Annotated in this window: 10 protein-coding genes; 6 read left to right on the top strand and 4 right to left on the bottom strand. The window is 73.0% G+C overall.

Features of this window, described 5'->3' with window-relative positions; translation table 11 throughout:
* The first annotated feature begins 217 nt into the window (after positions 1–217).
* The 3 genes from SL103_RS22435 to SL103_RS22420 all read left to right on the top strand — a co-directional run bounded on the left by SL103_RS22435 (position 218) and on the right by SL103_RS22420 (position 3,778).
* On the top strand, positions 218–772 hold the full coding sequence (locus SL103_RS22435; RefSeq protein ID WP_069570747.1) for a histidine phosphatase family protein: 555 nt from the start codon (positions 218–220) through the stop codon (positions 770–772).
* A gap of 673 nt (positions 773–1,445) precedes the next feature.
* A complete protein-coding gene (locus SL103_RS22425) occupies positions 1,446–2,369 on the top strand; it encodes a hypothetical protein (RefSeq protein WP_069570745.1) in 924 nt (307 codons plus the stop codon).
* Between the two features lie 164 nt (positions 2,370–2,533).
* Entirely contained in the window at positions 2,534–3,778 is a 1,245-nt protein-coding gene (locus tag SL103_RS22420) for an MFS transporter (protein ID WP_069570744.1), read from the top strand.
* A 79-nt stretch (positions 3,779–3,857) separates the two neighbouring features.
* Here SL103_RS22420 and SL103_RS22415 read toward each other — a convergent pair whose 3' ends face one another.
* Entirely contained in the window at positions 3,858–4,943 is a 1,086-nt protein-coding gene (locus tag SL103_RS22415; protein WP_069570743.1) for an alpha/beta fold hydrolase, read from the bottom strand.
* A gap of 110 nt (positions 4,944–5,053) precedes the next feature.
* Here SL103_RS22415 and SL103_RS22410 point away from each other — a divergent pair, with 110 nt between their 5' ends.
* On the top strand, positions 5,054–5,797 hold the full coding sequence (locus tag SL103_RS22410) for a TetR/AcrR family transcriptional regulator C-terminal domain-containing protein (protein WP_069570742.1): 744 nt from the start codon (positions 5,054–5,056) through the stop codon (positions 5,795–5,797).
* Positions 5,798–5,844: 47 nt separating this feature from the next.
* On the opposite strand, the gene SL103_RS22405 is transcribed toward SL103_RS22410, so the two are convergent.
* Positions 5,845–6,759, bottom strand: a complete 915-nt coding sequence (locus SL103_RS22405; protein ID WP_079146281.1) for a serine hydrolase — start codon at positions 6,757–6,759, stop codon at positions 5,845–5,847.
* Complete coding sequence (locus SL103_RS22400) at positions 6,756–7,121, bottom strand: hypothetical protein (RefSeq protein WP_079145911.1); 366 nt, start codon at positions 7,119–7,121, stop codon at positions 6,756–6,758. The genes SL103_RS22405 and SL103_RS22400 overlap by 4 nt, the downstream gene beginning before the upstream one ends.
* A 115-nt stretch (positions 7,122–7,236) precedes the next feature.
* Between SL103_RS22400 and SL103_RS22395 the strand changes: the two genes are divergently transcribed.
* Both SL103_RS22395 and SL103_RS22390 read left to right on the top strand, forming a co-directional pair.
* Positions 7,237–8,238: a LysR substrate-binding domain-containing protein gene (locus SL103_RS22395; protein WP_079145910.1), complete on the top strand. Its 1,002-nt coding sequence runs from the start codon at positions 7,237–7,239 to the stop codon at positions 8,236–8,238.
* Between the two features lie 421 nt (positions 8,239–8,659).
* Positions 8,660–9,544: an MBL fold metallo-hydrolase gene (locus tag SL103_RS22390; protein WP_164492881.1), complete on the top strand. Its 885-nt coding sequence runs from the start codon at positions 8,660–8,662 to the stop codon at positions 9,542–9,544.
* Between the two features lie 39 nt (positions 9,545–9,583).
* Here the strand turns inward: SL103_RS22390 and SL103_RS22385 are convergent, their stop codons facing one another.
* Complete coding sequence (locus tag SL103_RS22385) at positions 9,584–12,736, bottom strand: BTAD domain-containing putative transcriptional regulator (RefSeq protein WP_069570738.1); 3,153 nt, start codon at positions 12,734–12,736, stop codon at positions 9,584–9,586.
* Between the last annotated feature and the right edge of the window lie 127 nt (positions 12,737–12,863).

The following is a 12,863-nucleotide window of genomic DNA, read 5'->3' as shown; positions in this document are numbered from 1 at the left end:
CTCACTGCACAACTTCCCGCGGTGCGGGGGTCGTACAGCACACAGTGGCGCGACCGTGCCGGGCTTGCACCGGACTTCCGTTCGCGCCGTCGTCCTATCGCACCAGACGGTACCGGCACCGACCCATACAAGCCAAGATGCCCTGCCTCCTTTCCTGCTGCCCCGGTCCCCGCCGCCGGTGCAGGGCCCGGGGGAGACACCCCCTAGCCTTCCGCCCATGACGATCAGGTTGACCTTGCTCACCCCGGCCCCCGGGCCCGCCCTGCGCGAGGCGCGGGTGGATGACGACGGCTCGTTGGACGAGCCCGGCCGGCAGCAGGCCCGGGCGCTCGCCGGCGACCTGCCGACGGGCGACCGCCAGCTCTCCGGCCCGAGCCGGCGCTGCCGGGAAACCGCCGCGGCCCTCGGCCTGGACCCCGCGGTCGACCCCGCGCTGCGCGAGCTCGACCTGGGCACCTGGCGCGGCCGCGCCCTCGACGAGCTGGCCGCCACCGATCCGGACGCGCTGGCGGCCTGGACGACCGACCCTGACGCCGCTCCCCACGGTGGCGAATCCGTCAGCCAGTTGTGCCGGCGCATCGCCGACTGGATGGATCAGCTGCCCGACGGCACCGGCCGCGTCCTGGCCCTCGCGGACCCCTCCGTGGCCCGCGCCGCCGTCGTCCACGCGCTGACCGCGCCCCCGCACGCGTTCTGGCGCATCGACCTGCGGCCGCTCACCCGCGTCCACCTCACGGGCCGTGCCGGCCGCTGGAACCTCCGACTCGGGTGAGGCTTACCCGGACCCCCCGTTCCGTGGATACGGGGTAGGGGTATCGTCTTCCTCGTCGTCGTTCTCTTCGTCGGCATCCTCGCGTGCTGCGCCGGCGATGCGCACAGAGTCAGGGAAGGGCCGCCCCGTGAACCGCACCGGAACGCCGAGCAGGCCACCAGTGGCCCGGCTGCTGGCGGTCTGCGTCGTCCTCCTGGGGCTGTTCCTGATGCACGGGTCGCCGGCTTCGGCTGCCGGCGGGTGCCACGGGGCGATGGCCGGGTCCATGGCGGGGTCCATGCCGGGGGCGCACGGCGCGCCCGCTGTGAGCGGCTCGCACGCGGAGGCATTCCCGACCGGGCACCGCGCCGATAGTTCCCCTCCGACCTCCTCCGCCGCGGCCGGCACACTGTGCGTCTCCACCCCCGCGCATCCCTCCCCGTCGCTGCCGGCGCTCGGCGCGCCGGCCGCGGTGGACCTCGGAGCGTGCGGCGCCCTGGGGTGCGGGCTGTTGACCGCCGCTGTCACGCGGTGGAGAGGGCCGCCCAGAGACGGGCGAGGAGTGCTGCTGCGGGTGTGCGTCACGCGGACGTGACAGGTGCCTGACGGACCCGGATTCATCCCGGGCCCGAGACGGCGTCCTGTTCACCCGCGCACCGCCCGGCGTGGTGCGCCCCCTCGAAAGACTCTCGCGATGTCCCTCGTTTCCCGTTCGTCCGCACGCCGCCGCACCACGATCGCCGCCTCCCTCGGCGGCGCCCTCGTGCTGGCATTGACCGCGTGCGGCTCCCCCACCTCGCCGGCCTCCTCGGCTCCGGGAAGGGCTACGCCGTCCTCCGCGGCCCCGGGCAGCCACCACGGCGACTCCGCCATGCCCGGCATGCCCGGCATGAACATGAACACCGGGGACGGCCTGGTCACCAAGAAGGACGGCTACACGCTGGCCGCGAAGGCCGCCACGCTGCCCTCCGGAAAGGCCACCGACTACCGGTTCGCCATCACCGGCCCGAACGGCGAGCCGGTCACCGACTTCGCCGTCGAGCAGACCAAGCGCCTGCACTTCTACGCCATCCGCTCCGATCTGACCGGCTTCCAGCACCTGCACCCCACCATGGCCGACGACGGCACCTGGACCGCCGGCCTCGCCGCGCTCCGGCCCGGCTCCTGGCGGCTGTTCACCCAGTTCACGCCCCGGACCGGCGCGGGCAAGGGAAAGGACTTCGTGCTCAGCCGCACCGTCACCGTGCCCGGCTCGGCAGCCACCGCCGTCCTGCCGAAGGCGGCCACGACCACCACCGCCGACGGCTACACCGTCACCGTGCACGGTGAGCTGATGGCCGGCATGGCCCACCCGCTGACCGTGACCGTCAGCAAGGACGGCAAGCCGGTCACCGACCTTCAGCCGTACCTGGGCACCTACGCGCACCTGACCGCCTTCCACGAAGGCGATCAAGCCTTCGCCCACCTCCACCCGGAGACCGAGGCCAAGGGGCGCCGCGGCGGGCCGCGCCTGTCCTTCCACGCCGAGCTGCCCAAGTCCGGCAACTGGCGGCTGTTCCTGCAGTTCCGGACCGCGGGCACGCTGCACACCGCCGCCCTCACCCTGCGTGTGAGCTGAATCCGTCCGCGGAGGCGCCGCTGGTCCGCCGGCGCCTCCGCGGCCCCGCGCTCCCCGGCCAATATTCGCGTGAATCAGGCGAGTTGGCCCGGTAGGCTCGTTCGGCTTCGGGCTCTGCTGCATCCCCGCAGCCCTGCCGCCTCCGGGTCGTTCGAGTGGAGAAAATGAGCCTCAAAGTCGAGAGCGCGGCGGAAGACCCGCCCGACGCGGCCGGTAGTCCCTTCGCGCTGCCGGCATTCCGATGGTTCTTCGCCGGCCGGCTCGTCTCGCTGCTGGGCAGTGCGATGACGCCGGTGGCGTTGTCCCTTTCGGTGCTCAACGCGTCGAACAGCGCCGGTGACATGGGGGCGGTGCTGACCGCCAACACCGTCCCGCTCATCGTCTTCACCCTGGCCGGCGGCGTCGTCGGTGACCGGTTCCCGCGACGTCTGGTCCTCCTCGTCTCCCACCTCGGTGCCGCGCTGACGCAAGCGGTCGTCGCCTTCCTGCTGCTCTCCGGGAACTACGACCTCGGTTCCCTGATCCTGCTGGAGGCCCTCAACGGAACCACGGCGGCCTTCACGAATCCGGCCCTGCGCGGCATCGTGCCGGACCTCGTTCCCACGTCGCAGATCCAGCGGGCGAATTCCGCTCTCGGATCGGCGAAGAACGCCGCGAAGGTGCTGGGGCCGACCGTCGCCGCCACGATCGTCGCCACCGGAGGCGGTGGCTGGGCCATTTCCCTCGACGCCGCCACCTACTTGGTCGCGGCGCTCTGCATGGCGCGGCTGAAGGTGACCGGCAGCCCGCCGCCCCGCACGGCCGGCGTCCTGAGGTCCCTGCGTGAGGGCTGGACGGAATTCAGGTCGCGAACCTGGGTGTGGACGATCGTCGCGTCCTTCGGCATGGCGAACTGCATTCAGGTCGGCATCTGGACCGTGCTCGGCCCGCTCATCGCGAAGCAGCGCATCGGCGAGACCTCCTGGGGGCTCGTGCTCAGCGTCAGGGCGGTCGGTCTGCTGCTCATGGCCGTGCTGTTGTACCGGATCACCTTGAAGCGCCTGCTCCCCGTGGCGCAGACCTGCGCGGCGCTGATGGGCCTTCCGCTGATCGCGCTGGGCCTCGTGACGAACGTGTACTGGCTCGCCGCCGCCACCTTTGTCGCGGGGTTGAGCCTCGGCTTCTACAGCATTGCCTGGGACAGCACCTTGCAGGAGCAGATCCCGAGGAACGTGATCGCCAGGATCTCCTCGTACGACAATCTCGGTTCCTTCCTCGCCATCCCGGTGGGGCAACTCTCCGCAGCCCCGCTGGCGAACGCGTTCGGGGCTCCCCGGGTGGCACTGCTCGGCGGATTCCTGTGGATCGTCCTCACCCTCTGCCCCCTCGTGGTCCCTTCGGTACGGGGAATGCAGTCGCGGTCCTCGTAGCGGTTCTGACGCTGTTCGTCCGACGGGCGGAGGGCGGGCGGCGCGTGGCCGCCCGCCCGGTGGGGCCGGCAGGTGGTCGTCAGCTGCTGACCGGATTCCGGGTGAGCACCGGGCGGACCTTGGTGAGCATGAGGTCGAGGAACTGGTCGGGGTGGCGGAAGGACGCGAAGTGGCCGGCGTCCCGGATGAGGGCGAAGTCCTTGACCGGCGCGGTGATGTCGTCGAGGAACTGCCGGGCCGGCTCGGGCGGAGTGACGACGTCCTGGTCGCCCTGGAAGATGAAGACCGGCAAGCGGAACGCGGTGCCTTCGGCGTGCTCGTCGATGGCGACGGCCTGCGGCCCGAGCTGTTCGGCGAAGGTCATGCCCTTCAGGTACGTGGACAGCTCGCGGAGCGTGTGGAGCGGGGAGAACCACAGGGAGCGGATGACCACGGTCTTCATGGTGTCGTAGGTCAGCGGGTCGGTGGTGACGACGAGCTTGGCGTACTGCGACCACTGCTGGGCACTCCAGACCGTCGCGTCCGCCGTCATGGCGGTGACGGTGGCGAGTTCCTTGTGCTTGCCCGCCGCGCGCAGCCGCTCGCACAGGGCGTGGTGGGCGGCCGCCCGGTCGCGGCCGCCCGCGGCGATGTTCTGGTCGGTGCCGACGTACGCGGAGTAGAGCTCGGGGTGGCTGCGGGCCAGACGGAGCCCGATGACGCTGCCGAAGGAGTTGGCGACCAGGAGCACCTTGTCGACCCCGAGCCGGGCGCGTACGTGCTCGGTCAGCTCCACGGCGTCGCGCTCCAGCCGGGCCAGGCTCATCTCGCCCTGTCCGGTCGGTCCGCCGCGGCCGAAGGTCTTACCGGCGCCGGGCAGGTCCCACCGCACGAGGGTGAAGTGCTTCTCCCAGGCCCGGGTGCGCGGCGCGAAGACGAGGTTGGAGGCGCCGGGGCCGCCGTGGATCTCCAGGATCACGGGGTTGCGGCGGTCCTCGCCGCGGACGGACACGTACTGGTCGATGCCGCCGATCCGGACGAAGCCGGATTCGTCGATGCCCTCGGGAGACGCGATGCGCAGCCGCCGCGTGTGGGCGGCGCGCTTGAACTGCCGGTAACCCAGCAGGCCGGCGGCGGGGCCGGCGACGACGGCCGCGGCGGAAGCGGTCACGATGGTGCCGAGCATGGTGTTCCCCCTAAACTGTTTACTGCGTCAGCAATTGAATTTACGGTATATACAGTGAGCGTGGATGTCAACGCGCCCGTCGCTGAACGCTGTTGAGAAGGAGTACCGGCATGGCCAGGAACGGAAGGGCCAAGGAGGCGCGTGATGTGGGCGCGAGCCTCGCGCTGCTGTGGGGCGAGCAGGAGCAGCCCTCCCGCGGGCCCAAGCCCAGCCTCACGCCCGGCCGTATCGCACAGGCCGCCGTGGCACTGGCCGACGCCGAGGGCCTGGACGCCGTCTCCATGAACAAGGTCGCCGCCACCTTCGACGTCTCGGCGATGGCGCTGTACCGCTACGTCCCCGGCAAGGGCGAACTCTTCGACCTCATGATCGAGTCGATCCTCGCCGAGCGGCCCGACCTGTCGGCGGCGGGGGACGGCTGGCGGGCTCAGGTGACCGAGTGGGCCCGTCGGTGTCTGCGCGTCTACCAGGGCCACACCTGGCTGCTCGCGGCCACCGCGATGCGGCGCCAGGCGATGGGTCCGCACCAGCTCGGCTGGCTGGACGCCGCGCTCGCGGCGCTGGAACCGACCGGGCTGACCGCGGCCCAGCGGCACCACGTCTTCATCCTCGTCGTCGGCCTGGTCCGCAACCTCGCTCAGCAGTCACTCGACTTCGACGCGGAGCGGGACCGGGAGTGGAACCGCCTCACCGGCGAGTTGCTGGACCGGCACGCCGACCGTTTCCCCGCCCTCACCAAAGCCCTCGCCGACGGTGGTTTCGCACCCGATCCCGACCCCCTCGCCTTCGGCATGAACTGCATTCTGGACGGCGTGCAGGCCCTCATCGACCGTGCCGGGGCTGCTTCGTCCTGATGGCCCGACGGCCCGAGTGCCTGAAGGCGTGACGCGCCCCGGGCCCGCTACCTGCTGCTCCCCGCCGCCTCATCGTGGCCCTCGCGGATCGTCTCCACGGCGGCGTGGGCCACCCGGCCGATCGTCTCGTCGAGGTCGGCGGGGCGGGTGTGGAGGTCCCGCGCGGTGGCGAAGACGGCCAGCGCGTACCGGCGGCCGTCCGGGTACCGGACGACTCCTGCCTCCATGTGCATGCCGGGCAGCGTGCCCGATTTGGCGGCCACGGTCACCGGGGGCGGGAAGCCGGACGCCAGCCGGGTGGACGACAACTGCCGGGTCATGAGGCGCCGGACGGCGGCGCAGGCGTCGGCGGTACCGGCCCGGTCGTGCCAGATCAGGCCGAGCAGCCGGGTCATGTCGCGGGCGGTGCTGGAGGTGGTGCGCCGCGGGTCGAAGACGCTCAGCGAGCGACGCCGTTCGGTGGGGGACAGGGCCCGGTAACGGGCGGCGAACTCCCGGTCGTCGCGTGCCCCGAGGTCGGCGTACATGCTGCGCAGCAGATGCCGCGGGCCACCGAGGAACCGCGTCCGGTCCAGGCCGAGTTCCGCGACGAGCATCCGGACCGCGTCCCCGCCGACCCGGCGGATGAGCGCGTCGGCGGCGGTGTTGTCGCTCAGCGACATGGCGAAGTAGGCGCAGTCGCGGAGGGAGATGTCCACGTCGTCGGCGCAGCCCGCGATTCCCCAGCCGCCCAGCCGGTCCTCGGCGCGGAGGGTGACGTGCGCTCCCGGATCGAGCTGGCCGGCGGCCGCCTGCCTGGCGAACTCCAGGACGATGAGGATCTTCGCGACGGACGCGATGACCACCTGTTGGTCGGCCGCGACGGCAACCTCACCGCCGGTGTCCAGGTCCACGGCGTGGAGCTGTATGCCGGCGTCCGCCTGCGCGAGTACGGCGCCGAGACCGCTGGGGACGGCGGTCAAGCCTTCGGACCGGGCGCGGCCCACCGCGGCGCGCGCATGCCCCGGGCCTGCCGGTCTCGCGGGGCCGAGCCGTCCAGGGACGCGCCGAGGAAGGAGAGGAGGACCACCAGGGCACCGCCGCAGACGAGGGCCGAATCGGCGAGGTTGAACACCGCGACGTGGCCGACGACGTCAACCGGCTCATGGCCTTCCCACCGCGCGACGGCCACGAGCTTGCTGCCGAGATCCAGGCCGTAGGCGAGAACGGACGCCGCCAACAGCGCGATCAGACGGCTCCGAGCCGGTCCGCGCGCACCGACGGCCGGCGTTGCCGTCCCGGGCCGGGGTTGCGAGGCATTGTCGGTAGGAATGATCCGCTCCATTGATGACGATCCGCCCGGGACGGGGACACGTTACGGCAGAACGAGCGCTTGCGGCGCTGAAAATGTCCAGCAGGCGCTTTCGCCCGGCTTTCGCAAGTTCAGTAGCGTACGGGCTGTGGATCTTCAGCGGCACCTTCGTCACTTCCTCGCCGTGGCAGACGCGTTGCACTTCGGCCGGGCGGCCGAGGCGCTGGGGATGGCGCAGCCGCCGTTGAGCCAGTCGGTCCGGCGGCTGGAGCGCGAGCTGGAGGTGGAGCTGTTCGACCGCTCGGGGCGGCGGGTGGCTCTGACGTCCGCGGGGCAGGCGCTGGTACCGGAGGCCCGCGCGATGCTGGCGGCCGACCGACGCCTGCGGGCGAGGATGGCCGAGGCCCGCGCGGCCGCCGCCCGGGCTCCGTTGCGGGTGGGGCTGGTGCCGGGAACGCCGGCGTCCGTGGTGCGTGAACTGCTGGTCGGTATCACGGAGCAGGCACCGGAAGGGGAGGTGGAACTGCGGGAGATCCCCGGGGCGGAGCAGGCGCGGATGCTGCTGGACGGGCGACTGGACCTGGGGCTGCTCCGGCATCCGGTGGCCGCGCCGGAACTGCGGACCGTTCCGGTGGCCGAGGAACGGCTCGGGGTGGTGCTGCCCCGTCTGTCCGCGCTGGCCCGCCAACCGCAGGTGGAGCTGGGCGAGTTGGTCGGGCACGACGTGGTCCTCTTCCCCCGCCGGACCTCCCCGGAGCGGCACGACGAGGTGCTGGCGCGGTGCCGGCAGGCCGGTTACGTCCCCGGGCGGGTGCGTGCGGCGGAGAGCGCGGAGGTGCTGCTGGCGCTGGTGGTGGCCGGCCGCGGGGTGGGCCTCGTGGCCGAGGAAGCCGCGCGGCACGAGCCGCGCGTGGTCTGGCGGCGGCTGGCCGGTGAGCCGTTGCGGGGGCACGTCTTCGCGGCCTGGCCGAGGAGGTCGGCGCATCCCCTGGCCGCGCGTTTCGGAGAGGTGGTGGCCCGGGCGCAGTCGGACAGCGGCGGTCGCAACGACGGCGGTGGCGGCGGCCGGCCGGGGCCGGTGGGGAGCGTTCCGGGCCTGGCCGGTATCGGGGACTCCACGGGCCCCTGGGCGGTCGTCTACGACGGGTAGCGGCCCCTCGCGACCGCGGTGACCAGCGCTGATATGCGTTCGGCTATGGACCGGGCGGCGGCTGCGTCTTGGACAGCGGGTGCGGTGGGCTGCTGAGGTGAGGCCGTCAAAGATCGTCTCCCCGGACGGCGGCGCCTCGCCCTGCCCGCCGGCCGCTGTCGGCTGCCCGCTGCCTGGGGCCCGGCGACCGAAGGCGTCGCCGGCGGGAAGCGAACCGGCCACCGTTCCCGGGCACTTCACCCACTTCAAGGAGTCCGCCATGTGTCTTTCGTGTGCCACCCCGACCGGGACCGTTACCCGGCGGAGGATCTTCAGGGCGGCCGCCGGAGCCGCCGGAGCGGCCGCGCTCACCTCCGGGGCGGCCCCAACTTCCGCCGCCCGCGCCACCGGGGCGGGGCCGCGGCGGGGCGCCGGGGTCCGTTTGCGGTGGCTGGGCGTCGCGGGCTGGGAGATGACGTTCGGCGGGCACCGCCTGCTCGTCGACCCGTATCTGACCCGCCAGCCCTACCAGGACCCGCAGGGCGGGATGGACCTGGCCCGACCGCTCCAGGTGAACGCGCGGATCATCGACTGGGTACTGGAGCGCCACCTGACCGCCGCCCCCGAGTTCGTCCTCGTCACCCACGGCCACTTCGACCATCTGGCCGACGTCGCACCCCTGTTGAACCACCCGAAGTGGCGGCACGAGCAGGTCCGTGTGCTCGGCGGTGAGACGCATCTGAACCTGCTGAGAGCGTCCGGTGTGCCGTCGTCGCGGACGGGCGACCTCCTCCTCGTCACGGGCGGCGAGCACCTCCGCCACCCCCTGCGGAGCGCCGAATCCCCCCGACCCGCCTACACGATCGAGGTCTTCCGCAGCCTGCACAGCCAGGTGGGCGGTTACGGCTTCGCGCCCACCGGCACGCTGATCCGGCCACCCGCCGCGCCGGCCACGATCGGCGATCTGGTGGAGGGCGGCTCGCTCGGCTACCAGGTCACCGTGGGCAGCGGGCCGCGGGTGATGTTCCTCAGCGGCACCGCCAACTTCGTCGAGCGCGAGGTCGCGGGGGCCCGGCCGGACGTGCTCGTCCTGGGCGCCAGCGGCAACGCGGCGGTGTACGACTATTTCGAGCGGGTGCTGAAGGCGCTCGGCTGGCCGCGCGTCGTCGTGCCCAGCCACCATGACGACATGGTCACGCCGTTGGACGATCCGCGGGTCCACGACCGCGTCAACCGGCAGGTCGTCGACACGCTCCAGGGCATCCTGGGTGACCGGGGGCGGGTTCTCGACCCCCGTCACCTGGAGGTCCTGGAACTGCCGGTGTGAGACCGCCCGGCACCGGAGAGGGGTGGGCGGCCGCCAGGCTCAGGAGGCGAGCGTGGCCTCGACCAGATGGGACCAGTCGGTCCGGGTGCCCTCCCGGGCCGCCTCGGCGAACCGCGCGTCGCCGAGGCGGCGCCGCGCGGCCTGCTCGATCCGGGTCACGTCCGGGTGGGAGCGGTCCTGCAGGCCGCGTACGTCCGCGCTCGCCGCGAGCAGCCGCACGGCCTGCTCGTGCTCGTCGTGGCGCAGCGCCAGGTCCGCGACGCCGACCAGCACCTGGGCGATCAGCGGGGCGTGCCCCGCCTCGGCCGCCGCCCGGCAGGCCGCCGCGCGGTGCGCCCGGGCCTCGCCGAGGTCGTCGGCGAGGTAGCCGAGCAGGTCGTGCGTCACCGCGCGGATGTTCGCCCGCTGCGCCTCGTCGCCCAACAGGGCGGTCGCGACGCCGAGTTGCCGGTGCGCCTCCGCTGCGTCGCCGCCCCACCGGGCGAGTCCCGCCTTCGCGAGGGCCAGCAGGGCCAGCGCGCCCGGCCAGGTGGCCCGCTCCGCGTGCCGCTCCGCCTCGGCGACGGCGGCCGCGCCGGCGTCCTCGTCGCCCAGCAGCCAGTACAGCCGCGCCTGCTGCGACCGCATCCGCAGGACGTCCTCGGCGGCGCCCAGCTCGGTGACGACCGCGATGGCCTCCTCGTAGTGCTCGCAGGCAGCGGCGAACTCGCCCCGCACGGCGATCCGCTCCGCCAGCTCGGTCAGCGCGAACGAGATCCCGAACCGCTCGCCGATCGCCCGGAACTCGGCCAGCGCCTTCTCCAGGTAGACGTCCGCGTCCCGCCCCTCCTGACCGAGCACGATCCGCATCTTGCCCAGGTGCAGCCGTGCCAGCGCGCGCGCCCAGGGGTCCTCGTCGTCGAGCAGCGACTCGAAGGCGGGCAGGAACGCGTCGGGCGCCCGGAGCATGCGTTCCAGCGGGGTGATGAACCCCATCAGGGGGTGGCGGGACGGACTGTGCAGGCTGCGCCGGCTGAACTCGTACGCCTTGTGGATCCACTCCGCGGCCTGGTGTTCGTCGCCCGGACCGGAGGTCACGAAATTCACGATCAGCGCGTACACGACGGCCCGGACCTCGTCGGTCACCTCGCCGGGCACCTCGGTGGCCGCGGTGAGGTGCTCCATGCCCTCGGTCTTGTGCCCGCTGAGCCACCAGTACCAGCCGGCGCCCGCCGCCAGCCGCATCGCCGCCTGCGCCTCGCCGGCCGCGAGCGCGCCGTGCATCGCGGCACCGATGTTGTCGTGCTCGGCCCCGAGCGTGGTCAGCCAGTCCAACTGCTCGGCGCGGCGAAGACACGGTTCCGCGGCCTCGGCGAGTCCGGTGAAGTAGTCGAGGTGCGCGTGGCGCGCCAGGTCCGATTCGCCCGCCTCCGCGAGCCGTTGCCCGGCGTACTCCTTGATCGTGCCGAGCATGCGGTAGCGCGGGACGCTGCCGTCCTCGGCGAGCAGCAGCGACTTCTCGGTCAGCGCGGTGAGCAGTTCGAGTACCTGCTCCGGCCCGACCGCGTCGCCCGCACAGACCCGTTCGGCCGCCTCCAGGCTCGCCCCGCCGGAGAACACCGAGAGTCTGCGCAGGACCGTCCGTTCGGCGTCGCTGAGCAGTTCCCAGCTCCAGTCGACCACCGCGCGCAGCGTCCGGTGCCGCGGCAGCGCGGTGCGGCTGCCGCCGGTCAGCAGGCGGAACCGGTCGTCGAGCCGGTGGGCGAGCTGGTCGACGGACATGGTGCGCAGCCTGGCCGCGGCCAGTTCGATCGCCAGGGGCATCCCGTCCAGCGCCCGGCAGATGCGCACCATCGTCGCCAGGGTGGGGGCGTCGACCGTGAGATCCCGGCGCACCGCTCCGGCCCGGTCCCGCAGCAGCTGGACGGCGGGTGAGGACGCGATCTCGTCCGGGCCCGCGTCCCCCTCCGGCAGGGCCAGCGGCTCGACCGGCCACAGCGCCTCCCCGGTGATGCCGAGCGGCTCCCGGCTCGTCGCCAGGATCCGCAGCCGCCGGCACTCCCCGAGCACCCGGTGGGCGAACACCGCCGCGGACTCGATCACGTGCTCGCAGTTGTCCAGGATCAGCAGCGCCTCCCGCTCACGGATCGCGGCGACGATCCGGTCCGTCAGCTCCGCGTGCGGGGCCTCGCCCAGCAGGGTGTCCCGGAGGCCGAGCCCGGCGAGCGTCGACTGCGCCACGTCGCCGTCCGCCCCGACGGCGGCGAGCTCCACCAGCCAGGCCCCGTCCGGCAGGTCGCCGAGCAGGGTGCGGGCGGTCTCGGTGGCCAGCCTGGTCTTGCCCGAGCCGCCCGGCCCGATCAGGGTGGTGAGCCGGTGTCCGGCGAGGAGTTCGCGGACCGCGGCGACGTCGGCGTCCTTGCCGACGAAGCTGGTGAGTTCGGCACGCAGGTTGGTCCGGCGGCTCTCCTCGCGCCGTCCCAACTCGCCCCGCAGCAGCGCGACGTGCAACGCGGACAGCTCCGGTGAGGGGTCGGCGCCCAGCGTGTCGGCCAGGGCCTCCCTGGCGCGCTGGTACACCAGCAGCGCCTCGCTGTCCCGACCGGCCGCGACGAGGGCGCGCATCAGCGTGCCGACGAGCCGTTCCCGCACCGGGTGGGCGGCCACCAGGTCGGTCAGCTCCGTGACCAGCTCCGCCCCGCGCCCGAGGGTGACGTCCGCGTCGGCCCGCTCCTCCGTGGCCGTCAGGCGCAACCCCTCCAGCCGGTCGACCGCGGCGTCGAACGCGGGACTGTCCTGCAGGCCGACGTCCTGGAGGGCCGCACCGCGCCACAGTCCGAGGGCCTCGCGCAGCAGCCGCACCCGCCGGGAACCGTCCTCGGTACGGGCCTGGCCCGCGCTGACGAGGCGTTCGAACCGCACCGCGTCGACGGCGTCGGGCCGCACCGCCAACCGGTAGCCCTCCGGCTGCCCCTCGACCACCCCGTCCGGCAGTGCCTTCCGCAGCCGGGAAACCAAGCGCTGCAAGGCGTTCGTCGCATCGGCGGGCGGGTGCTCCCCCCAGATCCAGTCGACGAGCGACGATTTCGGGACCACCTGACCCGGCTTGAGCGCAAGGGCGATCAGCAGTCCGCGCAACCGCGCGCCCGGCACGTCGGCCGAGCCGCCGTCGTCCGTGCGCACCTCCAATGGCCCCAGCATCCCGATCTGCACCCGCTGATTTTGCCACGGGTGTTCGGCAGGCATCCCCGGGTCAACAACGCCTGGTGGGCCGGTGGCTGAGCACCGCGTGGGGCCGGACGGCGGGTTACCGAGTGGGAACCTCAGAAGTAGCGCAATT

Origin of the sequence: Streptomyces lydicus (genome assembly GCF_001729485.1) — a bacterium.
GTDB lineage: Bacteria > Actinomycetota > Actinomycetes > Streptomycetales > Streptomycetaceae > Streptomyces > Streptomyces lydicus_D.
The sequence above is the reverse complement of the archived record's forward strand: the minus strand, read 5'-3'. Positions and strand labels throughout refer to the sequence as shown.

Excerpts from the sequence above, each read along its gene's own strand:
- SL103_RS22435 (WP_069570747.1), top strand. The coding sequence starts at position 218 with ATGACGATCAGGTTGACCTTGCTCACCCCGGCCCCCGGGCCCGCCCTG.
- SL103_RS22425 (WP_069570745.1), top strand. The coding sequence starts at position 1,446 with ATGTCCCTCGTTTCCCGTTCGTCCGCACGCCGCCGCACCACGATCGCC.
- SL103_RS22420 (WP_069570744.1), top strand. The coding sequence starts at position 2,534 with ATGAGCCTCAAAGTCGAGAGCGCGGCGGAAGACCCGCCCGACGCGGCC.
- SL103_RS22415 (WP_069570743.1), bottom strand. The coding sequence starts at position 4,943 with ATGCTCGGCACCATCGTGACCGCTTCCGCCGCGGCCGTCGTCGCCGGC.
- SL103_RS22410 (WP_069570742.1), top strand. The coding sequence starts at position 5,054 with ATGGCCAGGAACGGAAGGGCCAAGGAGGCGCGTGATGTGGGCGCGAGC.
- SL103_RS22400 (WP_079145911.1), bottom strand. The coding sequence starts at position 7,121 with ATGGAGCGGATCATTCCTACCGACAATGCCTCGCAACCCCGGCCCGGG.